Source organism: Psychroflexus curvus, assembly GCF_020164585.1.
Taxonomy (GTDB): domain Bacteria; phylum Bacteroidota; class Bacteroidia; order Flavobacteriales; family Flavobacteriaceae; genus Psychroflexus; species Psychroflexus curvus.
Genome location: NZ_JAIQZF010000008.1, coordinates 39,587 through 61,482, shown reverse-complemented (window position 1 = coordinate 61,482; position 21,896 = coordinate 39,587). Strand labels below are relative to the sequence as shown.

Here is a 21,896-nt window from a genome sequence, read left to right as displayed (position 1 = left end):
ATCTTTACTTTATGAAGTTATGGACTCCTCTTTTTTTGATTTTAATACTGTCTTCGTGCAAAGATTTCAATTTAAAAAAACAATCTGCAGAGGAAATTTTGCAGGAGGAAATGAAAGCTATCAATTGGAAAGAAGTAGATTTTTATCCGACTTTTCAGGATTGCGGGGTGGTGACTTCCAAACAGGAAAGCAAAATTTGCTTTGAGACACAGATTAAAAAGGCAGTGAGCAATCAGCTAAGTCAGCAACAAATCACCACTTCAGAAGCTTCACTGGATACACTTGTCTTAGAACTTTATATCACTGAAGAGGGAGAAGCCAGAGTGGAAAACCTCAGGATTTCTGATAAAATCTCCTCACAAAACCCTAAACTTGAAGGCTGGCTCAAAGAGGCCATTTCTCAACTCCCCGAAGTGTATCCCGCTCAAAAAAGAAGCGTCCCTGTAGCTTTACGTACTGAGCTTCCTATCCTATTGGAATAATGTGTTTAAAGGGTTTTTGATCTTATAATTGAAATGAGCAGGTAGTCGAGATTAGAATCCAGCGAGCCGTATAAATCAAATTAGCAAATTCTAAACTAAAAACATTAATTGTAGACTTGTATTAATAAAAGCAGATGTTATGGATTTAGAAGCAAGAAAATATGAGTTTATTTAAAAATTGTTTGATGTTGACGAAAGAATGCTTGAAAAGCTAGAAACTCTAATAAACAAAGAGGCAAAAGAAACTCAAAGAATTTCTTTAAAGCAATACAATAAAGAAATTGACGAAGCCATTGAAGATGTTGACAACGGGGACTTTTATACACAAGAACAAGCTCGAGAAATTGCTAATCAATGGTAGAAGTTGTCTGGCGAAAATTAGCTTTTGAAGCTAATAAGAGTTGCATTGCTGACCAGGTTACAAATTCTGAAATTAGAATTTTACGAGTTAGACATACTAAAAGAGAACCTCTGGAATATAGGTGATTTCAGGGTTAAATTTTGATGTCTAGACCTTGAAAATGATTGATGTGAAACTTTACTTATTTCGAAAATCGTCTGCCCTTCCAGTCGAATTTTCCATACAAACTCGTCAAAGAAAAAAACAAAGTAAAGAAGGGATAAACCAGACTCACTTTTAGAAAATCCATCCAACAAAAGCCTAGATTTTGAAGCTTTGCCATACGCGACAAACTCCAGCCATCCAGGATAAATTTCAACACAAACGCATTGACCAAAAACCCAAAATAAGCCTGATGCCAAAAGCCTAAGATAAGGCTCAACACCAAAGCGAGCTGCATCAGGGTGATCAGAGTCCCTACACCTTTCATATACCAGCTGTCTACAGAGGTCGTCTTTCTTGCCCAGCGTCTGCGCTGCTGCCACAACTCTCCAAAAGACTCCAAAGCCTTGGTCCACACCACACTTTCTGGATTCGACATGTAGTCGATCACAAAGCCTTTTTCCCGAAAACTCTGCAGCGTAAACACATCATCTCCACTGGCAATGTGCGCTGTTCCGCGATTAACCTCTGCATCCACATAGGCTTGTTTTTTATAACATAAGTTGGCGCCATTGCAAATCACAGGCTGACGTCTGGCAAAACTCCCCAGGCCAAAAGCCTGCAAACTCAGCATATCAAAATGCTGGTACCGGGATAAAAAAGAGGTGCTTTTGGCCACCACTACCCCACCGGCGACAAGGTCTGTATCAGTCTGTTGTAGTCTTGAGTCGTAGCTCTCAAGCCAGTAAGCCGGAAGCAAAACATCTGCATCTGTGGTCAGAATATAGGGATAAGAAGATAAGGAAATAGCTTTATGAATGGCGTTTTTTTTGGGAGTAAACTTTCCTTCTGAGCCTGCCTGCGTGACGCGGTCAGGCAGGCCTGATACAAGATAGATTTTAATCTCGCGATAGTGAGCCTGAAATGCTCTGACCAGTTTCCAGGAGTCGTCCCGGGAGGCGTCATCCACTACAATAATTTCGAATAAGGAGTTAGGGTAAGACAATTCTGAAATAGAACGAAACAAGGCAGGGAGGTTTTCGGCTTCGTCCCGCATGGGAATGACGATGCTGAATTTGGTTTTGGGCGTTTTAAATTGTAAGGGTTTTTGCTTTAAAAATCTAGTAAGACCCAGAGTCATCCATAGAATGTAAGCCAGATAAATCGCCAGAATCAGATAGAAACCAAAAAGCCAGGTCATAGTAGGTGTTTAGATTCAATGCTGAGGCGTTTGGGCTTCAATAGCAAAAGGTTTCCAAACAAAGCAGGAACTCCAAAATTGAAAATCCACATCAGTAAACTCACGGCGATGATAACTTCTGTAGCCAGGAAACCGCTCAATAAAACCAAACCTAAGCCGGCTTTAAGTGTCGCATCCAAAATCAGGAATGTGGGCACAATCGAACTTATGAAATAAATCGAAAAGATAATCGGCATGACTTGCGTGTAACTCAATTCTGGCTGAAACAACCACAGCAATAAATAAAACTGATGACTAAAACACATATACCTCAACATTGAAAGGGTTAACACTTTGGCATTGTTTCTATCTGATAATTTGGTTAATGAAGAAAAGTAAGTCTCTAATTTCAAGAGCCATTTGTTTTGAAACTTCGTGAAGTAGAAAACCAAACCTAAAATTAAAAGCAGTCCTAAAGCAATTCCGATAGAAAGTTTTAACTGAAAAGACAACTGAGCGTAAATAATAGACAAGCCCAGCACCCCAAAAAAGAAGGTCGCCAGGAGCTGGTACAACTGGCCTATCAGTGTGAGTTTTAAAATTTGAGGTCTTAGCGATTTTGAATAAAAACTCGCTTTGGCACCAAATTCTCCGATTTTATTGGGGGTAATGATACTCACCGCATGCGCTCTCAGGGTCTCTGAAAAGGCGCTGGAAAGTGTGATAGTTTTGGTATGGCTAAGCAAAGTTTTCCACTTCAAACTTTCCAGTGACCAGTTCAGCAGAGAGAAAAAAAAGCCAAGCCATAACAAATCTGTCGACTGTGAAAAATCAAAAATCAATTGCCAGTGAGCAGGGCTGACGTCTTGTATAGCTTTTAAAATCACTACCAGGCTCAGACTTACTAGCAAAAATTTGATGGCTAGCGTCCAGAATTGATTAGTTTTGTGAGGCAACTTCATGTGTACAAAATAACGAATAAATAAAAGATTGGCGACAGAACGAATCATTTTAGGCATAGACCCCGGCACCACCATCATGGGGTTTGGAGTCATTGAAATCGAGAACAAAAAAATGAAGTTTGTTCAGTTGAATGAACTCATGCTTAAAAAATACGATGACCCTTACACTAAACTGAAACTCATTTTTGAGCGTACCATCGAGCTGATCGACACCTACCACCCCGACGAAATTGCTATTGAGGCTCCGTTTTTTGGGAAAAATGTCCAGTCGATGCTGAAGCTGGGCAGAGCTCAGGGCGTCGCCATGGCTGCGGGTCTTTCACGTCAGATTCCTATCACAGAATACCTTCCCAAAAAGATCAAAATGGCCATTACAGGCAACGGAAATGCCAGCAAAGAACAGGTGGCCAAGATGCTGCAGCAGATGCTGAACATCAAAGAACTGCCCAAAAACCTGGACTCTACCGACGGACTGGCTGCGGCGGTTTGCCATTTCTATAACTCCGGACAACCCGATATTGGCACTTCCTATACCGGCTGGGATGCCTTTGTGAAAAAGAATGAAAAGCGAGTGAAGAAGTAGACCTTAGGCAGATTTTAGATTTTAAAATTATTAATTCAAATCTCTAATCCGTCTTATCAAAATAAATCCTGTAAATTTTGGTTGTACGAAAATCAATCTTAGTGGAATCTACATTTTGAAATTAAAGATTTATACTCTTGCAGAGACATCACGACAATTCCTGAATCTTTTCTTAGGTTTATAGTCAGAGCCTCAGAGTTTTTTGTAATTCTATCGAAATACATTTTGAAATTTCTTTTAAAATCTGAAAGTGTTGTTGTTTTCATTTTTACAAATTTTTCCACCCACCAGCAAGTACAAGGTAAACATTTATTTTTTTCAAAATAAATGACTCAGGCCTATAGAGGATAAGTTGGTGTAGTTGAAAACTAAAAACTTCAATTCAAATAGACTTCTAGTCATCAAATAATGAAATGATACATAACTTCCTTATTCAGTAGCTAAATCCATTTTTTGGTTAAGCAATTCCACGTTAAAGTTAATTTTGGCATTTAATGCTCTAAAAACTTTCAAAATAGTATCAAATCGAGCGTCAGTCAGATTATTTTCTATTTTAGAAATTTGAGCTTTTTTTACACCAATTAATTCTCCAAGTTGGGTTTGGGTTAACTTTCGTTCTTTACGAGCATGTTTTATTGCTTCTCCAATTAAGTCAAGTCGTAATTCGTTTTCATAAACATCCCTTTCAGCCGTTCCTTTTTTTCCAATGTATTTATCTTTGACTTCGTCAAACGAGTATGTTTCCATAGTTATTTGTTTTTAAATTCAAAATATTTATTCATCAACTCGGTTGCCTTGTCTAAATCTTTTTTTGGTGTTTTCTGTGTTTTTTTGACAATTCCATGAGTTGCAATTACTAAGCTCACTTTATTGTCGGTTTTATCCCAGAAGGCAAAAAGTCGATATTGTTTTTTGTTGTACAAAGTCCGAAACTCCCAGATATCCGAATTTAGTTTCTTAAAGATAGAGTTATTTGTTTTAACCTTTGCTTTGTCAATATTGTAAAAGATTTTATCCCGAGCCTTTTTATCGAGTCCGTCAAGAAATTCAAAAACTTCTTTAAGAAACACAACTTTAAATTTTTCAATCATTTATGAATTCTATTGTTACAAAGATAAATGTTTCCTTTTAAGTAAACAAATCGAATTTCAAAAAAGAACTCCCTGTATTACACTCAAGGCCTTTATTAATTGAACCTACTCCACGATATCCATCTTCTTCAACAGGAACGAAGCGTTCATGTTCTGACAAACCCCTGTCTTGAGGGTATAGTCAAAATGCAGTTCATCATCGATAATTTCTGCATCGAAGTAATAATTTATTACCTGCGGCAGTGCATCGGCGACTTCACATAAACTCAGGTCATGCGTAGCAATAATGCCGATGGCATTGGCTTTGACCAGGCGTTCCACGAATTTCCGGGAACCGATAGCTTTATCGGTCGAATTGGTCCCTTTTAAGATTTCATCCAGAACGATGAAGTATTTGTCGGTTTGGATTTGGTCCACGATGTATTTGAGTCGGGTCAGTTCCGCAAAGAAATAGGAGGCTTCATCGGCCAGAGAATCCACCGTGCGCATACTGGTGATGAGTTTGGTCGGAACATAGTCACAGGAAGCGGCACAAACTGGAAGTCCAACATTGGACATCACAATCTGAATGGACACCGTTCTCAAAAAAGTACTTTTTCCCGCCATATTGGCTCCGGTGATGATAAAAAACTCATTGTCTTTAATTTCGAAATCATTTTTCACGGCATCTTTTGGATCAATCAGAGGATGCACAGCACCCCGGGTTCTGGTGAAGCTTCCCTCCTGTTTGATTTCCGGGAAAACGTAATGGGGATGATTGAAACGGAAATTGGCCAGGCTGTTGTAAGCATCGACTTCCGCAATCACTTTAAACCAACTTTCGACTTGATCAGCATGCGCTGAAATCCATTTTTCGATTTTTAAGGATTGCGTCAAATCTCTTAACATAAAGCCGTTCAAAACGATGCCAAGTAAAATATTATTCCGCTGGTCGAGACCGTCGATATGCTTGGAAAGCTTTTTTAGAATCTGACTGGCCTTTGCCGATTCCGAATGAATTTCAGATTGAAAAGACTTAAGTAAACTCGAATCAAATTCAGCATCCTCAATCAGTTTCAACAGTTTGAAATACTGCTGAAAGGTGCTTTGGGCCTGACTCACATGGCTGGAAAGTTCATTGACGCGTTTTAGGAAAACTCCCGTAAATCCCAAACCAATCACAAACCAAAGTAACAACTGAGCGCCGGTGATGACATTGAAGAAATAGGCTGTAATCACAACAAGAGAAATCACTGAAAAGACCCTCGGGAACCAGGACATCCACTTGGGTACGAAGGTTTTATACTTGGTGATCCAGGTGATGATACTGCTGGCTTTGGTTTCGGTGTTGACCAGCTTAGCATCGGCGGTGAAGTTTTGTCTTAACTCCACTTTCTGAGCGAGTTCCTGAATGGCCTCCTGTTTGGAGTCAATCTTATCGATAGAATTGGAGGTGAGCTTGGCGGCTAAATTTTCTTCACCTTCGGTTAAGGCGGTTCGGTTGAGGTATTGAAAAAAAGAATGCTTCCCGAAAATATCGATGTCCTGGCTAAATTCGTGCTCCGGATTTTTGTAGTGTTCACCAGCGGGTAAGTCAGAAAAATCTCTTTTTAAGACCTGAAGTTCGGTGTCGTTGAGCTGAAGCAGGGCTTTCAGTTTGGCCTTTTTATACTGAATTTTAGAGTGCCTGGTCACTAAAATGAGAAAGATGACAATGCCAAGGATGATGGAACCGATGACGATTCTTGTGGAGGACCAGAAAAAATATATCGCCGAGGCAATCGCCAGAAAAACGACCAGCCGAAGCATGCTCGACCAGAATAACTGAGTTTTTATGGCTTTTAAATCGGTGGTATATCGAGAAATAAATTCAGAATAAGTAGCTCCTGGAGTTGGCATAAGTCTAAAAATTGAATTGCAAAAATAGAGTTATTGGTCTATCTGCCACTAAAAAAAGAAGAAGTTTATACCATGTCTTCAGATCTGCAGGCCCTGCCGCTGAGATTTGGTAAGTTTGCTCACCACCAACTCATAGCTGTGGTTGATGAGGTGCTGAAGGAATTTTCGGGAAAGTTGCGGTCCATCAACAACCACCGTGTTCCAGTGTTTCTTATTCATGTGGTAACCGGGAAAGACCTCCTCCGGATAGTTTTGCCGGTAGGCGACCGCTTTTTGTGGATCGCATTTCAGGTTGACGCTGTGGTCACCCGCTTCCCATTTTTTCAGTGAAGTCAGGGCAAAGAGTTTGCCTTTGACTTTAAACACCAGGGTGTCGTTATCAAAAGGAAAGGCTTCGGTTGCTTCGGGTTTGCTTAGGCAGTAGTCCCGAAGTTCTTCGATGTTCATCGTCAATAGAAATTAACCCGGTAAGGGAACGAAATCAGTTTCACCAGGCACTTTATCAAATTCTTGATTTTTCCACATGTCACGGGCTTTTTGGATTTTATCCTTGCTACTAGACACAAAATTCCAATGAATGTAGCGTTTTTCTGGAAATACTTCTCCACCAAAAATATAAACGGTCGTGTTAGCTTTCAGTGTAAAGTTACCGATATCTGTTGCGCGCTCTTCAATAATTAAATCTACGTTGGACATGAGTTTGACTTTTATTTGTAACTAAACAGTCTATTTTAAACATTAACTAACAGTGTTTTATTTCACGCAAAATTCGCAAAGAAAAAAACGCAAAGTTACGCAAATGATTGAAAATCATCAATATATAAATTTGCGGCCTTTGCGAACAGCTTAGTTGTCTTTGCGTGAAAAAGACACACAAAACACTGATTTAAAAGTATTTATAAGTAGTAATTAGATTATTTTTTGATACTGACTAGTTGCTTATATTTTATTTTAAATTTAGCATAAACAATTCTGAAGCAATCCCCGTGCGATACATATTTTCAAAAAAATATTATAAAAAATAAACTAATTAGTTAACTTTGAGGCGTGGTAAGAACTATAATAGCATATAAAAATTATTTTGTTAGGTTTTATAAATAGCAAGATGAAAAAGTCCAGCAAAAAATTGACTATGTTCTGGATTTGGTTCGATTTGAAAAACAGGTACCTAAGAAATTCTTTAAACAACTTGAAAATACAGATGGAATTTATAAGATACGAATTATTACAACTTTTAAAAGCATCCGCCTTTTATGTTTTCTCGATGATGGAAATCTAGTTGTCTTAACTAACTGCTTTCTTAAGAAAACACAGAAAACTCCAAAGAGAGAAATCAAACAAGCCGAAAGCTTGAAGAAAGAATATTTAAAACTTAAAAATGACACTTAAAATGAAAGATATTACAAATTTTGAAGAGCTTTTAATTGATAAATACGGGGCAAAAGGAACAACAAAGCGCGATAAATTTGACGCTGATTCTCTTGCTTTTCGTCTTGGTGTCATGCTGAAAGAAGCGCGCAAGGAGGCAAATTTGACTCAGGAAGAATTAGCGAATAAAACGGGCACCAAAAAAAGTTACATTTCCCGAATTGAAAGAGGCTTAAGTGATATTCAAATCTCTACTTATTATAAATTGATTGAAACAGGACTTGGAAAAAACTTGAATATCTCGATTGGATAAACGTCTTGTAGTCGCTTTTTGATTAAATTTTCTCTAAAACTCTATCAAATTCAATTTCAAATTAAAAACCCTTTAAGTTATACCAATTTGAATGATTAATGTCGTTAGCAATTGCGTATATATCTGCCTTCCAAGTAAAACGCAGCCAGGTATTTTAAGGAGCATTTTTGCGACATTTAAAATAATATCGGTATTACTTCAAATTTAGCATAAACAATTCTGATGCAATCCCATCTGATAAGAATTTACCATCGCCGGTGACTTTGAGTATATCGCCCTCAAGTTTCAGCAAACCCTGCTGTTGAAAGGCCTGGATGTGATCCATCAGATAAGCGGCATAATTGAGACCAAATTCGGTTTCGACCACTTTCAAATCCACACCCCACTGGGTGCGAAGACGGGTCATGATGTATTCGTTATACCGATCTGTTCGGGATAACTCCTCGCGCTTAGCCGGAAGCTCTCCGGCTTCCAGAGCTTTGATGTATTTAGGATTATTGTTGATGTTCCAGCTCCGCGTGCTGTTCACAAAACTGTGGGCCGAAGGGCCTATGCCCAGATAAAACTTTCCCGTCCAATACGCGGTATTGTTCTGTGAAAAGTAGCCCGGCTTTCCAAAATTGGAAAACTCGTAGTTCTCATAACCCATGTTTTGCAGGGTGTCTACCAAAATATCAAAATGCAGTTTAGCCAGGTCATCATCCACAGGTGGAATGATTTCTTTGTCTATAAAATGCTTTAAAGCCGTATTGGGTTCGACCGTTAAGGCGTAACTGGAAATATGAGGAATGCCCAGTTCCAAAGCTTTGGACAGATTGGCTTGCCAGCGCTCCACGCTCATCTCGGGAATTCCGTAGATCAAATCAATCGAGATGTTATCAAAAAACTGCTTGGCCAGTAAAATGGACGATTCTGCTTCTCCGGCATTATGCGCTCTGTTCATCAGCTTGAGGTCTTCTTCAAAAAACGACTGTACTCCAATGCTTAGCCTGTTGACTTTAGTTCCCGATAACATTTGCAGGTAGCTGATATCCAAATCATCCGGATTGGCTTCCAGCGTGATCTCGGGATATTCAACTACCTCATAGTGTGCGTAAATCGTTTCAAAAATGGAAGTCAGGTCAGATTCTGAGAGCAAACTCGGCGTCCCCCCACCAAAATAAATATTCTCGACTGCTCCCGGAAGCTCGTTTTTTCGCATGCTGAGTTCCTTGCCAATCGCCTCCACCAATTGGTCTTTGTGTTTCAACGAAGTCGAAAAGTGAAAATCGCAGTAATGGCAAGCCTGCTTACAAAACGGAATATGGATGTAAAGTGAACTCATTAAAATTATTTCCTCAAAAGTAGGATTTACTTCATCGAATTCTTTAAGTTTAAGTTCGATTTTAGACAAATAAAACATGAGTATACTTTTAATCAGTTTGGGGTTTATCTGCTGTATTGTAGGACTTATCGGAAGTTTTCTGCCGGTTTTACCCGGTTTACCTATTTCATGGATAGGCATTTTGCTGCTTTATTTCGTTCCCGAAGTGGAGGTGAGCTCAAACCTGTTGTGGATCACTTTTGGCATTACCGTCGTGATTTTTATCCTGGATTATGTCATTCCTATGTTCGGAGTCAAAAAATACGGCGGCAGTAAATACGGTATGTATGGTGCAGGTATTGGCTTGCTGGTGGGCATCTTCACTCCTATCCCGTTAACGGTTTTGGTATTTCCTTTTTTGGGGGCCTATATCGCAGAACTTTATTTTTCCAGAAAAGGCAGCAAACAGGCCTTGAGAGCAGCTTTCGGCTCATTTATCGGGTTTTTGGCTTCCACCTTTATAGAATTTATGGGGGCTTTGGCTTTCCTTATTATTTTTACTTACAAGCTTATTCAGTACAGGGAGTTGTTGTTATAAAGATGCCAGGGCTAACGCCCCTAACGGAGATGCCAGGGCTACGCCCCTAACGGAGATGCCAGGGCTAACGCCCTTACTAAGATGCCAGGGCTACGCCCCTAACGGAGATGTCAGGGCTACGCCCTTTACTAAGATGTCAGGGCTACGCCCCTTATCAAAGACAAATCACATCATCGGCGTGGCTGCGCCACTAATCGTATATTCGGCAGGGCGGGGTTGCTAAGTTCCCATTACACGAATACTCGAATACACGAATACTCGAAAAGCAAAATGTACCAGATTCAAAAATAATGTCCAATCGTATATTCGGCGTGGCTGCGCCACTAATCGTATAGTTGGCAGGGCGGGGTTGCTAAGTTTCCATTACACGAATACTCGAATACACGAATACTCGAAAAGCAAAATGTACCAGATTCAAAAATAATGTCCAATCGTATATTCGGCGTGGCTGCGCCACTAATCGTATAATCGGCAGCGCGGGGTTGCTAAGTTCCCATTACACGAATACTCGAATACACGAATACTCGAAAAGCAAAATGTACCAGATTCAAAAATAATGTCCAATCGTATATTCGGCGTGGCTGCGCCACTAATCGTATAATCGGCAGCGCGTTGTAGGCTACTCCCCATTACTCGACTACACGATTATTCGACTATTCGATTATTCGGCAAAACGAAAAGCATAGGCTTTGTAATCCAGCATTTGGAAGAACAATGAAGGGGGCAGCGCCCTGACATCTTATTAGCATAATGTATTAGAAAAGAAACAGAGGGGCAGCGCCCTGACATCTATATTAGTTAGATGTAACCAAAGTCAGGAGCCAAAGTAATGATTGGTGAAGAGTGATGTGGTGAAATTTGCTATTCCAATATTCGTTATGTTTTGAATCAAGAGCCAGAAGTCAGCAGTCGTGGTTCTTGATTCGTGGTTCGACTTGTCGACTACTCGACTGCACGATTATTCGACTATTCGATTATTCGGCAAAACGAAAAGCATAGGCTTTGTAATCCAGCATTTGGAAGAAAAATGAAAGGGCAGCGCCCTGACATCTTATTAGCATAATGTATTAGAAAAGAAATAGAGGGGCAGCGCCCTGACATCTTAGTTATACAAACAAGGCATTTTGGTTAAAATAGTATATTTTGCTACGCCTTTGTGGATGATGAAAAACCGGTCCTCCAGATTTGGTGAACAAATTTGATATAAATTAATTTTTATGCTCATTAGTATCATTATACCGACCTTAAATGAAGAAGCGTTTATTTCTGAGGTTTTAGAACACAGCTTGAAACTTTCAGGTCATTTTGAAATTATCGTCGTGGATGGCGGTAGTCAGGACCTGACCCTTGAAAAAGCAAAACGGTTTAAATCTGTTAGCGTATTAAAAACTTCCAAAGGCAGAGCCAATCAAATGAATTTTGGCGCTCGGCATGCCCGGGGAAACCTCCTCCTGTTTCTTCATGCCGATACGTTTTTGCCCGAGGATGCTTATGCTTCCATCGTTGAATTATGCCAGGATCCTGATGTCATAGGCGGGAGTTTTAGGCTGATGATGAAGGACACCCACCCTATTTTCAAGTTTTACAAGTGGTGCAGTCAGTTCAGCCTGGAGTTTTTCACCTACGGCGATCATGCAATCTTCGTCAAAGCGGAGACCTTTAAAAAAATAAATGGCTTTAAAAGCATCACCTTTATGGAAGACGTGGAAATCCAAAAGCGGCTTCGAAAACAAGGAAAATTTAAAAAACTGAAGACTTCGGTCATCACCTCCAATCGGAGATTCCAAAAAAACGGAGTCCTTACACAACTGACTCTGGATACAGTACTGGTCATGTTGTTCAAACTGGGCATTGCACCAAATCAGCTCAAACGCTTTTATCCAGATCACAAGGCTTAATTCTTACAGACTGGTTTTTATTGTTTTTCCAAAATCTTCATACCATATTAACAATAAGCTACAGCAAAATACCGTTATTGTCACCAATAATTAAAAATAAACCTATGCAGACCAAAAAAATAGTATTAGCCTTAAGTGCAGTAGCCCTTATGTCGGGTTGTGTTTCAAAAAAGAAATACACCGAACTAGAAACTAATTTAGACGATACCAAGTCAGAATTGATGCAGACCCGAGTTGAAAAAGAAAAATTAGAAACTCAAATGAATCAAATTGAAATGCGAGTTGAGCGTTACAATTCCAAGATCGCTTCTCTACAGACTGAAAAGGACGGAATGATGGTGAGTATTCCTAGGGAGAATATTGTGCTTTCAGAAAAAAACAAAGAAGCAATGCGAAGAACCTTAAAGGATGTTCCTGCATCTAAACTAGCAGGCGCAACTTCGCTTAAAGATTCTTTGAACATCGCTATTTCTCATAACATCTCAAAAAAGATTGGAGAATCTGGAGAAGATCTCAATGTGTCTATAGAAGAAACTATGGTGAAGATAAACATCGACGATAATCTGCTGTTTGGAGATAGCAGTTACAGGATAGGAAACGATGCGGATGATATTCTCTCAAGAATTGCTGATGTAGTTGAGTCTGAACCTTCTTTGGAAGTTTTGGTTGAAGGTCACACCGATAGCAGAACTGTTAAAGAAGACAGTTATATTATCGATAACTGGGACTTAAGCGCCAGAAGAAGTGCTGCTGTTGTGAGACGCCTGGAAAATAAGTTCAGTGTTCCTTCCGAGCAGCTAATCGTTGCAGGCAGATCGAGTTACGATCCTGTTGCACCAAATGATGGCAAAGCAAACATGGCTAAAAATCGCAGAACTCAAATCGTTATTATGCCCAACTTAGATAAATTTTTTGCCATGCTTGGTGAAGAGTAATTTTGATTGAAAATTTGAAATTTATTTAAAATCCTGATTATGCATTTAGTCAGGATTTTTTGTTTAACGACACTCTCAAGGGCTTCAGGCATTATCAACTTCTGATTAGAACCCTGTAACTAAAGTTGAACCTTTGCACTCAGGACGAGAGCATAAAGCTAAGCTTTGCTCCTAAGCTGAATATCGCAAAACGCTGAAGCTAACGTGTACAAAATCCGCCAGCAAAAAAATAAAAGGCATGTCAAAAGAAAAAAACTGCTAGGTTTCTAGATCACCCTAAAACCGATAAAATAAAGCTAAAACCTACGCTGATCGGAACTTCCTTTTTATCTTCAACTCATTCAATAAAACAACTATGGAACTTAAAGATAAAAAAGTAGTGGTCACTGGCGGAAGCGCTGGAATAGGAAAAGCATTAATCAGAGAACTACTCGCGCAGGGGGTAAAGGATTTTGCGGTGATTGGCAGATCTCAGGACAAGCTGGACGCGCTAAAGGATGAATTTAAAGAAGCGAATTTTATACTTGTAGCCGGGGATGTTTCAAAGTTGGCTGACATCAAACGCCTCGTTGAAACAGTTGGTGAACACTGGGGACACATCGATCTTCTTATCAATAATGCCGGGGTGGTAAGCGCAGATCCACTTCAGGACATGACTGATGAAGACATCATCAATCAGATCAACATCAACCTCACCGGACTAATTCTGTTGACGAAAAAGGCGCTGCCTTTACTCCTCAAAAGCGAAACCGCCGGCCTCATGAACATTTCATCGGGCCTGGGCTATATCGCTAAACCTTTTTACTCGGTTTATGCTGCCACCAAAGCTGGTGTAAGACATTTTTCTGAAGCGATGCGAAGAGAACTTATTTTTGAAAACATCCACGTGATGACGGTTTATCCCACAGCAACCGATACAGATATGATGACCTCTGCCAAGGTAAACGAGATGGATAGCCCAGAACTGGTCGCCCGGAAATCTATCGAAGGCTTATTAAACAAAGAAATCAATGTGATTTTGGGAGGTGAAGAAAAAATAAAAAACATAGCTACCAATTTTAACCGTCCTTTAGAAATCGATAAGTCTGTTAAGGAAAACTACGACGCTTATAAAGAGAGAACTGAAAAACACAGAGCTATGTAATCTAACATTATGAAACCCAAACTTCTTATTTTCGATGTCAATGAAACCCTGCTGGATCTATCAGTTTTAAAAAGCCGCATCAATGCAATGCTGGATGATTCTAAGGCCTTTGAGGATTGGTTTTCAAAATTGATTCAAATGGCCATGGTGGAAACCCTGACGGATACTTACTCGGATTTTGGCGACATTGGGCTGGCTACTCTGAAGATGACCGCAGAAAAGCATTCGACATTCGTTTCAGAAGAGGAGCTAAAACGCTGCTTAAACCTCATCAAAAAGCTGGAACCTCATCCTGAAGTTAAAACCGCTTTGAAAAAATTGACGTCTAATGGATTTAGACTTGTTGCTTTGACCAATGGTGGCTCAGAAACCTTGAAGCAGCAGATGAAGTATTCTGGTCTGGGAGTTTTATTGGAAGGCTTATATAGCGTTGAAGCTGTAAGAAAATTCAAACCCCATCCCGATGCTTATCGCCATGTTTTAGCCAGGGAAAAGACAGCTTCAGAAGAAGCCATGCTTGTTGCAGCGCATGCCTGGGATATCGCCGGAGCTCAGCAGGCAGGCATGCAAACGGCATTTATACAAAGGCCGGGGAAATTTATTTATCCAAAAGTCAAACCACCGCAACTTCTTTGTAAAGATTTTACTGAGTTATGCGAGAAATTAATTGCTCTGGACTAGCGGTATTCCGGATTTTCAAAATTCCAGCGTGTACCCGCATCCCAATCTTTACGTGAATTTCCGTAAGCAGGGTAACCTCCACAAGACTTGAGCATGCTGGCAAGATGTAATAAATTGTACGTCATAAACGTGGTGTTTCTATTGGTAAATTCAGAGTGAAAACCTGCGGGTTGATCCAGTTTCTGGCCACTCCATTCGGTATCTCCATAGCTTGGTCCAGGGCCTACTTCACCAATCCAGCCGGCATCGGCCTGAGGAGGAATGCTATAACCCAAATGTTGTAAAGCATACAGCATGCCCATAGCACAGTGCTTAACGCCGTCTTCATTTCCCGTGATAAGGCATCCACCCACCTTTCCGTAATACACATACTGCCCCTTATCGTTGGTGTAGCCAGACATAGCATATAAGCGCTCAATCACTTTGGAAGCAATCGAAGAGCGTTCGCCCAGCCAAATAGGTGTTCCCAAAACCAAAATATCTGCATGAATAATCTTGTCGTAAAGCCTTGGCCAGTCATCGCGATTTTCACCTTCTTCCACCATATCGGGCTGGACTCCCACGGGCAAATGGTAATCTACAGGTCGAATCACTTCTACCTCAACACCTTCTTTTTTCATAAGGTCAATAGATATATCCATCAAGGAACGGGTATGGCTTTTTCGAGGTGACTTTTTTAAAGTGCAATTTAGAAATACTGCTTTTAAGCCTTTAAATGAAGTAGACATGAGAGGAGAATTTAGGATTTATACTAAATTAGTCCATTTATCTCTAAACATCTTACAAATCTTTCATTTATGAGTCTTTATCCATGAAAAGTGATCTTTTGATATTTTTTCCTTTTCAAGTTCTAAATAATCCAGAAATGCCTTGGCTACCGGTGTCAGTTTTTTAGATTTTAACCATACCACCTGCCAGGTAGTTGAAATAGGAAGATTGTGAACAGGTATAATTTGAAGATCTTTTCCCTTGAGTTCATTTTTAATCCCAATCAGTGGCATTATAGAAATCCCTAAACCAGCCATGACCGCCTGTTTTACAGCCTCATTGGAAGTGAGTTCCATCTTCTTTTTCACCTGAAAATTGTGTTTTGAAATATAGGCTTCCATAGCCTTTCGAGTTGCTGAACCCTCTTCTCTAAAAATAAGTGGAAGCTGACTTAGCAGTTGTTCTTTCTGAGCCAGCTGATCCTGAGACAGGTGCCGACCAGCTACAAGAAAAAGCTGATTTTCCATCAGTTCGAGGCTACTCACCTTCAGCTTTTTGGGTAAGACAGAAATCAGTGCAAAATCAACTTCATTTTTTTCCATGCTTCTGATCACTTTGGTTTTGTTGGTCACATCCATAATGAGATCGACTCCTGCATGCGTGTTCATGAAATCTGACAAGAAAAAAGGCATGACATATTTGCCAGTGGAAGCCACAGAAATTTTTATTCTACCCGAAAGCTTTCCCTTAAAAGCATTGGTTTTATAATTGATCGCATCCACTTCTTCAAGAATTTTTTTGGCAGCTTCAGCAATTTCATTACCAAAATCTGTAACGAAAAGTTGTCGGCCTACGATCTCCGTTAACGGAATCGAAAATTGATCTTGAAAATTTTTCAGCTGTATGGATACAGCTGGCTGAGTCAGGTGAAGCTTCTCTGCTGTTCTGGTAATACTCTTGGAATTTGCGATTTCCGAAAAAATAAGCAACTGGTGCAGGGTGTAATTCATAATTTATTTTAATGTATTGTATTAATTATATAAATAAAAATTAATGAGTCAAATTTATAATATTTGCATCATAAAACAAAATCAAACTGAATTATGGAAGCAAATCAAACATTAACTATTCAAGACAAAAAAGTAAAATTAGTAGATGGCGAGTTTACCCCCACTCAGGCTTTGGACATTTTAAATGCTCTTATTGATCAAAAAATAAACTATCACAAAATTGAAAATCTGCAGCATTGGGAGCAGAATCATAACACTGATCCAAAACCATACATCAGAAGAATACAGGAACTGGAAGAAGAAAAAAAAGCCATTGACCGCTATATGTCCGACATCAAAAAAGAAGGTAAAAAACTCAGTATAAGCGGCATCTTAACAATAAAGCCTGTTGATTAAGCTAATCAAAGGTTTACATGAAACTTTTAAAACTCATTATGGAAAGTTATACTTTATCCACAATTGAAAATCAAACCCAAGAGCAGGCCAGTGCGATTCCTTTAGTCTCCAGAATTTCATCTTCAGTACACTGGTTTTTGTTGTTAGCCAGCATTTCAGCCTTAATTTTTTATCAGGTGTATTCTCCAGACTGGGACTATTTAGATGTTTTTAGAATTAACGGATTCACGCTTCTCATTTGGACGACTGTTCTTTTCTTCAGTTCGATAGTAAGTAGCTATTCTAAAAATTACCTCACGGGTTTCCAGTACCATAAACGCTTCTCGCTCTTAAGCATCGGCTTTACCTTATCGGTGTTGCTATTTGTGATGTCAAATCATATTTTAGCTTTGCTTATCTCCTGGTTTACCATGGGTTATTTTATGGCAAAACTGATTGGTGTCCATAAAAACTGGGGAGAAGCAAGGCAGGCAGAAAGGTTTTCGTTAAGGTATTTCGTGTCTGGTGCTTTGGTATTAAGCCTGGGGATACTTCTGCTCTGCTATGACAGCAATCAATTCACAGTGCAGGGATTAATGAGCACTGATGAATTTAGTACTCCCATTTTAATCTTCTCCTCTATACTGATTATCGCAGCCGCTATCATTCAATCTGCAATTTTCCCCTTTCATAAGTGGTTGCTTTCAGCGATGACTTCACCCACTCCTGCTTCAGCACTTATGCATGCGGGATTCGTGAATGGCTCCGGACTATTGCTCACCTTGTTTGCGCCCCTGCTTATCCTCTCCAACACGCTTTGGATTCTATTTATCATCGGGGGCATCACGGCAATTTTAGCTCAGTTTCAAAAATTGATACAGGTTAATGTGAAGCATAAACTGGCCTGCTCCACTATTGCTCAGATGGGGTTTATGGTCATGCAATGCGGTTTAGGGTTTTTTAATGCGGCAATTGCTCACCTCATCTTACACGGGTTTTATAAAGCTTACTTATTCCTATCCTCAGGCGAACAAGTCATGCAAAGTTCACCTCAGGATTCCCCACGCCTAAGAATAACAGTTTTACAGGCCATAGCCGTTGCTGTCTACGGAGTTTTTGGAGCCCTCCTGTTTTCCTACCTCACTGGCAAAACCAGTATCACCGATAGCAGTATATTCCTTACACTTATCGTTGCCATAACCGTAGGTCAGGCCACCTACAACATCGTCAAGGAAAAAAGCTTTACTTACCTGCAGAAAATGACCACTTCGGCAGTCCTTTTTATTGTAGGAATAAGTGTTTATGCACTTCTTTTCAACGGAATTACACTCTTGATGTCTGAAATGCCGATGATTCAGGTTCCGCAAAGCCTGGATACGCTTCAGATTGTTTTTGGAATTATCTTTTTAATAGGCTTTTTCATCATGAAACTTGGCGTGCATACCAAATCTCCGTGGCTGTATGTCAGGCTCCTGAATTTATCTCAGCCTTACAAGAAAACCATTCATTATTACAAAAAATAAGTTTATGAAACGAGACAGCATTCTACAAAAGATTGATTCCGCATCCCATGTGATTGGCAAAACCTGGCCACTTTATGCTTTCGTGACCTCCAACCCACTGACTGGCTACGAAAACGAGCATTTCAAACAGGCAACGCTCAATGCTGAGCAACTGACAGGCGGGCATCTTTTCCCTGAAGTTTCAGTATTCAGCAGTGCGTGGGATAAAGGTGAGATTGACCGACAAGAGCTGGAAGCACTTTTCAAAAAAGGCGGTATCACTTATTCTCCAGAAGAAAGTCTGCTTCAGATGGAATCTTCGATTGCAGAATCCCATAATTCTTCTCATGAAGTCGACAGACTTGTCATCAAATGGCTGATGGTTTTTATGGATGAAGGCCTTGCAGAATGGAGCATGCCCAATAAAGATAAAGGCTTTTATAAAGCCTGGAAATCACTGGTCCGGTACGATAAAGAATTCAACTTAAAACCCTTAGTTGCTCTACCTGAGGAAAGTTGTTACGCCTTACATGAACTCTTAAAAGACTATCCTGAAGGTGACCAGGTTAAAATTCTAGAAAACCACCTGGCTGCCCTACCAGGCTGGACGGGCTACATCAAGTACAGAGCAGAAACAAATTCAGAATGGCAAAAGAAATTCAAGATCACACTGGAAGACTACCTTGCGGTACGCCTGTGTATTGCCGGTCAATTGGATTTTGAATTGCTGCCTGATCAGCCTATTGCTCAGGACAAGACTGGAAAAAGAGAACTTCAGTATGCCTGGCTGAAAGCCTGGGAATTGACCTGGCAAAAAAGAATGTCCAAGGAACTGGATACGGTCCTTAAGACTTCCAGGGATACCCGACAATCAGAGGGAGTTGAAACTCCCGACGCTCAACTGGTGTTTTGCATCGATACCCGATCGGAACTGATCCGACGCCATGTAGAGTCCAAAGGGAATTATGAAACCTTTGGCTACGCCGGTTTTTTTGGAATTGCCATGGATTACCAAAACTTAAGCGATGGTGTGACCAAAAAATCATGTCCGCCGATCTTGGCTTCATCTTATAAAGTTAAAGAACAGCCAAAAAGCAAACATCAGCCGGAAGCCAACACATACCACAAGCGCCAGGAAAGAGAAAAATTCACACATTACTTCCTGAAACGTATGAAACACATGCTCCCTTCAGCCTTCGGATATGTGGAAGGGTCTGGCTTCTTTTATGGTATTTCACTTTTCTTAAGAACGGTACTCCCGGGAAAGCTTTACAACCCCAGGCGAGCAGAAAACCGATCTTTTGAGCGTCATTTCCATCCGCACTTACATGCTGTAACCGAAACCTCACCTTCAGCTCAAATCAATCTGGAAGAAAAAACAGCCATCGTGAAATCCGCCTTTGACCTTATGGGGTGGAAAAGCTTTTCGCCTTTAGTTCTGTTTGTTGGACACGGCAGCCACTCTGCTAACAATCCCTTTGGATCCAGTTTAGACTGTGGAGCCTGTGCCGCCAGTCCCGGAAGACATAATGCCAGAATGCTGGCCAAACTCGCCAATCAGCCCGAAGTGAGGGAAGCGCTCAAGGCGTTCAGCATCAACATCCCTTCATCTACTTTTTTCTTAGGTGCAGAACACAACACCACGACAGACGACATCGTCATATTCGATTCTGAATTGCCAGAGGCTCACCAAACACGGCTTTCAAATTTGAAGGAAAATTTACATCAGGCTCAAAGTTCAGCTACCTCAGAACGCCTTGGAAAATCAGGAAACAGCATTAAAGCAGCTCATGTAAAAACCAATGACTGGTCTGAAACCAGACCTGAATGGGGACTTACGAAAAATGCCGGATTTATCGTCGGACCCAGATCTTTGTCTAAACGCATCCACCTGAAAGGAAACTGCTTCCTCCACTCTTACGACTGGGAAATGGACCCGGAAGGTAAAGCCCTGGAAGGCATTATGCAGGGGCCTATGGTGGTGACTCAGTGGATCAACAACCATTACTACTTCTCATCTGTCGATAATGACAACTATGGTGGAGGCTCCAAAATCACCCACAACGTCACAGGACGATTTGGTGTCATGCAGGGAAATGGAGGTGACTTAAAAAGAGGGCTGCCGCTTCAATCTGTCAACGAAACCGATCAAAAAGCCTACCACCAGCCCCTGAGATTATCGGTTTATATCCAGGCTCCACTGGAAAGAATTACCGCTATTTTACAAAAGAACCCAAACCTAAAATCCCTGCTGGATAACGAGTGGATTTATCTATTGGTTATCGATCCTGAGGATTTTAACAACATCAAAGCATACGGACAGAATTTGAAGTGGAAAACATCACACAAAGCGGTCGAAAGAGAGCTGACTGTTGTACGATAAAACCAGCTAAAATGAAAACTTCATCCTGAAAATGTTTTTTTTTAGCCCTTTATTGGCGGAGACTTGAAAAAGTCACCGCCTTTAAGGTTAATAGGGAATCAGCAAAATTCGATTTCTAATTTCCAGAAACTTTTTTCCAAAGCTTGCCAGCAGACTTTACGATTAGCAAAACGATAAACCCCACGACAAGACCGACTAAAAACTCTGCCAGAATAGAAGGCAAAAATGTAAGAAGATCGTGGACAAAATGAATGTTGTGAGTGAAAATCCCCCCCGAAACCAATAACAAAGCGATAGTCCCTATGACCGTCAGGCTTTTGATGACTACTGGCAGCGCACTGATTAAAAAACGACCGATTTTATCTGAAAAGCTGTTATTTAAAGAAACCAGTTTAGCTCCGAATTCGTCCATCCTGACGATAAGCGCTACCAGGCCGTAAACTCCCACAGTAGCAATTACGGCTATGAGGCTTACCGTAAGGATTTGGATAAGCAAGTCGTCCTGACTGGCAATACTACCCAAGGCTATAATCACAATTTCTACAGAGAGAATAAAATCAGTGAGAATAGCCGATTTTATCTTTTCTTTTTCCAGACTTAAGATGTCTTCTTTGGAAGGTTTTTGAAGTTTTGGAGTTTTATTTTTGTTGGCATGAGGAACAACGTATTCATAAATCTTTTCAGCGCCTTCGTAAGCAAGGTATAGTCCACCTATAACAAGTATGATTGTTATTGCAGTAGGCACAAAAGCACTAAGCACAAAAGCCAGCGGCAGGATAATCAGTTTATTGAGAAATGAGCCTTTAGTTATTTCCCAGATGACCGGCAATTCGCGTGCAGAGACGAATCCTGAAGCCTTTTCTGCATTCACAGCCAAGTCATCACCCAGTAAACCTGCCGTTTTCTTTCCTGCGATTTTACTCATCATCGCTACATCATCCATCAGTGTAGCCACATCATCTAGCAGTGCAAAAAAACCTGAAGCCATATCTGTTTTTTA

General features: G+C 40.4%; 24 protein-coding genes and 1 pseudogene. 13 read left to right on the top strand and 12 right to left on the bottom strand.

What is annotated here, in order from left to right:
- Positions 1–11 precede the first annotated feature (11 nt).
- Positions 12–482: a hypothetical protein gene (locus LB450_RS12285; RefSeq protein WP_224489265.1), complete on the top strand. Its 471-nt coding sequence runs from the start codon at positions 12–14 to the stop codon at positions 480–482.
- Between the two features lie 178 nt (positions 483–660).
- Positions 661–843: a hypothetical protein gene (locus tag LB450_RS12280; protein ID WP_224489263.1), complete on the top strand. Its 183-nt coding sequence runs from the start codon at positions 661–663 to the stop codon at positions 841–843.
- 181 nt (positions 844–1,024) lie between these two features.
- On the opposite strand, the gene LB450_RS12275 is transcribed toward LB450_RS12280, so the two are convergent.
- Both LB450_RS12275 and LB450_RS12270 read right to left on the bottom strand, forming a co-directional pair.
- Complete coding sequence (locus tag LB450_RS12275) at positions 1,025–2,185, bottom strand: glycosyltransferase (RefSeq protein ID WP_224489261.1); 1,161 nt, start codon at positions 2,183–2,185, stop codon at positions 1,025–1,027.
- Positions 2,182–3,234 carry a lysylphosphatidylglycerol synthase domain-containing protein gene (locus tag LB450_RS12270; RefSeq protein ID WP_224489259.1) on the bottom strand — a complete coding sequence of 351 codons (1,053 nt, stop codon included), beginning with the start codon at positions 3,232–3,234 and terminating at the stop codon, positions 2,182–2,184. The genes LB450_RS12275 and LB450_RS12270 overlap by 4 nt, the downstream gene beginning before the upstream one ends.
- On the opposite strand from LB450_RS12270, the gene ruvC reads away from it, so the two are divergent.
- Positions 3,155–3,709: a crossover junction endodeoxyribonuclease RuvC gene (ruvC, locus tag LB450_RS12265; protein WP_224489250.1), complete on the top strand. Its 555-nt coding sequence runs from the start codon at positions 3,155–3,157 to the stop codon at positions 3,707–3,709. The genes LB450_RS12270 and ruvC overlap by 80 nt on opposite strands.
- A 98-nt stretch (positions 3,710–3,807) precedes the next feature.
- Here ruvC and LB450_RS12260 read toward each other — a convergent pair whose 3' ends face one another.
- The 6 genes from LB450_RS12260 to LB450_RS12235 all read right to left on the bottom strand — a co-directional run bounded on the left by LB450_RS12260 (position 3,808) and on the right by LB450_RS12235 (position 7,374).
- On the bottom strand, positions 3,808–3,975 hold the full coding sequence (locus LB450_RS12260) for a type II toxin-antitoxin system Phd/YefM family antitoxin (protein WP_224489248.1): 168 nt from the start codon (positions 3,973–3,975) through the stop codon (positions 3,808–3,810).
- A gap of 163 nt (positions 3,976–4,138) precedes the next feature.
- Positions 4,139–4,456 carry a helix-turn-helix domain-containing protein gene (locus tag LB450_RS12255; protein ID WP_224489247.1) on the bottom strand — a complete coding sequence of 106 codons (318 nt, stop codon included), beginning with the start codon at positions 4,454–4,456 and terminating at the stop codon, positions 4,139–4,141.
- A gap of 2 nt (positions 4,457–4,458) precedes the next feature.
- Positions 4,459–4,800 (bottom strand): type II toxin-antitoxin system RelE/ParE family toxin, encoded by a 342-nt coding sequence (locus LB450_RS12250; protein WP_224489245.1) that lies wholly within the window; start codon positions 4,798–4,800, stop codon positions 4,459–4,461.
- Between the two features lie 105 nt (positions 4,801–4,905).
- Positions 4,906–6,678 (bottom strand): MutS-related protein, encoded by a 1,773-nt coding sequence (locus tag LB450_RS12245; RefSeq protein WP_224489244.1) that lies wholly within the window; start codon positions 6,676–6,678, stop codon positions 4,906–4,908.
- A 78-nt stretch (positions 6,679–6,756) separates the two neighbouring features.
- Positions 6,757–7,125 (bottom strand): MmcQ/YjbR family DNA-binding protein, encoded by a 369-nt coding sequence (locus LB450_RS12240; protein WP_224489242.1) that lies wholly within the window; start codon positions 7,123–7,125, stop codon positions 6,757–6,759.
- 12 nt (positions 7,126–7,137) lie between these two features.
- Positions 7,138–7,374 (bottom strand): pirin-like C-terminal cupin domain-containing protein, encoded by a 237-nt coding sequence (locus LB450_RS12235; RefSeq protein WP_224489240.1) that lies wholly within the window; start codon positions 7,372–7,374, stop codon positions 7,138–7,140.
- A gap of 420 nt (positions 7,375–7,794) precedes the next feature.
- Between LB450_RS12235 and LB450_RS13855 the strand changes: the two are divergent.
- Together LB450_RS13855 and LB450_RS12225 are read left to right on the top strand one after the other, a co-directional pair.
- A pseudogene (locus LB450_RS13855) lies at positions 7,795–8,067 on the top strand (type II toxin-antitoxin system RelE/ParE family toxin); the annotation flags it as partial.
- 1 nt (position 8,068) lies between these two features.
- Positions 8,069–8,359, top strand: a complete 291-nt coding sequence (locus LB450_RS12225) for a helix-turn-helix domain-containing protein (RefSeq protein WP_224489231.1) — start codon at positions 8,069–8,071, stop codon at positions 8,357–8,359.
- Positions 8,360–8,552: 193 nt separating this feature from the next.
- Here the strand turns inward: LB450_RS12225 and hemW are convergent, their stop codons facing one another.
- Entirely contained in the window at positions 8,553–9,683 is a 1,131-nt protein-coding gene (hemW, locus tag LB450_RS12220) for a radical SAM family heme chaperone HemW (RefSeq protein WP_224489388.1), read from the bottom strand.
- 76 nt (positions 9,684–9,759) lie between these two features.
- On the opposite strand from hemW, the gene LB450_RS12215 reads away from it, so the two are divergent.
- The 5 genes from LB450_RS12215 (at position 9,760) to LB450_RS12195 (ending at position 14,918) form a co-directional block, all read left to right on the top strand.
- Positions 9,760–10,260: a DUF456 domain-containing protein gene (locus tag LB450_RS12215; RefSeq protein WP_224489229.1), complete on the top strand. Its 501-nt coding sequence runs from the start codon at positions 9,760–9,762 to the stop codon at positions 10,258–10,260.
- A gap of 1,217 nt (positions 10,261–11,477) precedes the next feature.
- Positions 11,478–12,158, top strand: coding sequence for a TIGR04283 family arsenosugar biosynthesis glycosyltransferase (locus LB450_RS12210; RefSeq protein ID WP_224489227.1), 681 nt, complete (start codon positions 11,478–11,480; stop codon positions 12,156–12,158).
- Positions 12,159–12,262: 104 nt separating this feature from the next.
- On the top strand, positions 12,263–13,093 hold the full coding sequence (locus tag LB450_RS12205; RefSeq protein ID WP_224489225.1) for an OmpA family protein: 831 nt from the start codon (positions 12,263–12,265) through the stop codon (positions 13,091–13,093).
- 355 nt (positions 13,094–13,448) lie between these two features.
- Entirely contained in the window at positions 13,449–14,237 is a 789-nt protein-coding gene (locus LB450_RS12200) for an SDR family NAD(P)-dependent oxidoreductase (protein ID WP_224489223.1), read from the top strand.
- Positions 14,238–14,246: 9 nt separating this feature from the next.
- Entirely contained in the window at positions 14,247–14,918 is a 672-nt protein-coding gene (locus LB450_RS12195; RefSeq protein ID WP_224489221.1) for a haloacid dehalogenase type II, read from the top strand.
- Here the strand turns inward: LB450_RS12195 and LB450_RS12190 are convergent.
- Positions 14,915–15,646: a flavodoxin family protein gene (locus tag LB450_RS12190; RefSeq protein ID WP_224489219.1), complete on the bottom strand. Its 732-nt coding sequence runs from the start codon at positions 15,644–15,646 to the stop codon at positions 14,915–14,917. The two genes, LB450_RS12195 and LB450_RS12190, sit on opposite strands and share 4 nt — an antisense overlap.
- Before the next feature lie 63 nt (positions 15,647–15,709).
- Positions 15,710–16,636 (bottom strand): LysR family transcriptional regulator, encoded by a 927-nt coding sequence (locus tag LB450_RS12185; RefSeq protein WP_224489217.1) that lies wholly within the window; start codon positions 16,634–16,636, stop codon positions 15,710–15,712.
- A 93-nt stretch (positions 16,637–16,729) separates the two neighbouring features.
- Between LB450_RS12185 and LB450_RS12180 the strand changes: the two genes are divergently transcribed.
- The 3 genes from LB450_RS12180 to LB450_RS12170 are packed head-to-tail and all read left to right on the top strand — an operon-like array spanning position 16,730 to position 20,896.
- Positions 16,730–17,032, top strand: coding sequence for a hypothetical protein (locus LB450_RS12180; protein WP_224489215.1), 303 nt, complete (start codon positions 16,730–16,732; stop codon positions 17,030–17,032).
- A 17-nt stretch (positions 17,033–17,049) separates the two neighbouring features.
- A complete protein-coding gene (locus LB450_RS12175; RefSeq protein WP_224489213.1) occupies positions 17,050–18,534 on the top strand; it encodes a proton-conducting transporter transmembrane domain-containing protein in 1,485 nt (494 codons plus the stop codon).
- A gap of 4 nt (positions 18,535–18,538) precedes the next feature.
- Complete coding sequence (locus tag LB450_RS12170; RefSeq protein WP_224489211.1) at positions 18,539–20,896, top strand: DUF2309 domain-containing protein; 2,358 nt, start codon at positions 18,539–18,541, stop codon at positions 20,894–20,896.
- Between the two features lie 115 nt (positions 20,897–21,011).
- Here LB450_RS12170 and LB450_RS12165 read toward each other — a convergent pair whose 3' ends face one another.
- Positions 21,012–21,884: a DUF808 domain-containing protein gene (locus LB450_RS12165; protein WP_224489209.1), complete on the bottom strand. Its 873-nt coding sequence runs from the start codon at positions 21,882–21,884 to the stop codon at positions 21,012–21,014.
- Positions 21,885–21,896: the final 12 nt, after the last annotated feature.

What these genes read in the sequence shown, in the direction of transcription:
- LB450_RS12225 (WP_224489231.1), top strand. Translation starts at nt 8,069, where the DNA reads ATGAAAGATATTACAAATTTTGAAGAGCTTTTAATTGATAAATACGGG.
- LB450_RS12200 (WP_224489223.1), top strand. Translation starts at nt 13,449, where the DNA reads ATGGAACTTAAAGATAAAAAAGTAGTGGTCACTGGCGGAAGCGCTGGA.
- LB450_RS12285 (WP_224489265.1), top strand. Translation starts at nt 12, where the DNA reads ATGAAGTTATGGACTCCTCTTTTTTTGATTTTAATACTGTCTTCGTGC.
- LB450_RS12275 (WP_224489261.1), bottom strand. Translation starts at nt 2,185, where the DNA reads ATGACCTGGCTTTTTGGTTTCTATCTGATTCTGGCGATTTATCTGGCT.
- LB450_RS12170 (WP_224489211.1), top strand. Translation starts at nt 18,539, where the DNA reads ATGAAACGAGACAGCATTCTACAAAAGATTGATTCCGCATCCCATGTG.
- LB450_RS12185 (WP_224489217.1), bottom strand. Translation starts at nt 16,636, where the DNA reads ATGAATTACACCCTGCACCAGTTGCTTATTTTTTCGGAAATCGCAAAT.
- LB450_RS12250 (WP_224489245.1), bottom strand. Translation starts at nt 4,800, where the DNA reads ATGATTGAAAAATTTAAAGTTGTGTTTCTTAAAGAAGTTTTTGAATTT.
- LB450_RS12165 (WP_224489209.1), bottom strand. Translation starts at nt 21,884, where the DNA reads ATGGCTTCAGGTTTTTTTGCACTGCTAGATGATGTGGCTACACTGATG.
- LB450_RS12180 (WP_224489215.1), top strand. Translation starts at nt 16,730, where the DNA reads ATGGAAGCAAATCAAACATTAACTATTCAAGACAAAAAAGTAAAATTA.
- LB450_RS12245 (WP_224489244.1), bottom strand. Translation starts at nt 6,678, where the DNA reads ATGCCAACTCCAGGAGCTACTTATTCTGAATTTATTTCTCGATATACC.
- LB450_RS12260 (WP_224489248.1), bottom strand. Translation starts at nt 3,975, where the DNA reads ATGAAAACAACAACACTTTCAGATTTTAAAAGAAATTTCAAAATGTAT.
- LB450_RS12190 (WP_224489219.1), bottom strand. Translation starts at nt 15,646, where the DNA reads ATGTCTACTTCATTTAAAGGCTTAAAAGCAGTATTTCTAAATTGCACT.
- LB450_RS12255 (WP_224489247.1), bottom strand. Translation starts at nt 4,456, where the DNA reads ATGGAAACATACTCGTTTGACGAAGTCAAAGATAAATACATTGGAAAA.
- hemW (WP_224489388.1), bottom strand. Translation starts at nt 9,683, where the DNA reads ATGAGTTCACTTTACATCCATATTCCGTTTTGTAAGCAGGCTTGCCAT.
- LB450_RS12215 (WP_224489229.1), top strand. Translation starts at nt 9,760, where the DNA reads ATGAGTATACTTTTAATCAGTTTGGGGTTTATCTGCTGTATTGTAGGA.
- LB450_RS12240 (WP_224489242.1), bottom strand. Translation starts at nt 7,125, where the DNA reads ATGAACATCGAAGAACTTCGGGACTACTGCCTAAGCAAACCCGAAGCA.
- LB450_RS12205 (WP_224489225.1), top strand. Translation starts at nt 12,263, where the DNA reads ATGCAGACCAAAAAAATAGTATTAGCCTTAAGTGCAGTAGCCCTTATG.
- LB450_RS12195 (WP_224489221.1), top strand. Translation starts at nt 14,247, where the DNA reads ATGAAACCCAAACTTCTTATTTTCGATGTCAATGAAACCCTGCTGGAT.
- LB450_RS12235 (WP_224489240.1), bottom strand. Translation starts at nt 7,374, where the DNA reads ATGTCCAACGTAGATTTAATTATTGAAGAGCGCGCAACAGATATCGGT.
- LB450_RS12210 (WP_224489227.1), top strand. Translation starts at nt 11,478, where the DNA reads ATGCTCATTAGTATCATTATACCGACCTTAAATGAAGAAGCGTTTATT.
- LB450_RS12175 (WP_224489213.1), top strand. Translation starts at nt 17,050, where the DNA reads ATGAAACTTTTAAAACTCATTATGGAAAGTTATACTTTATCCACAATT.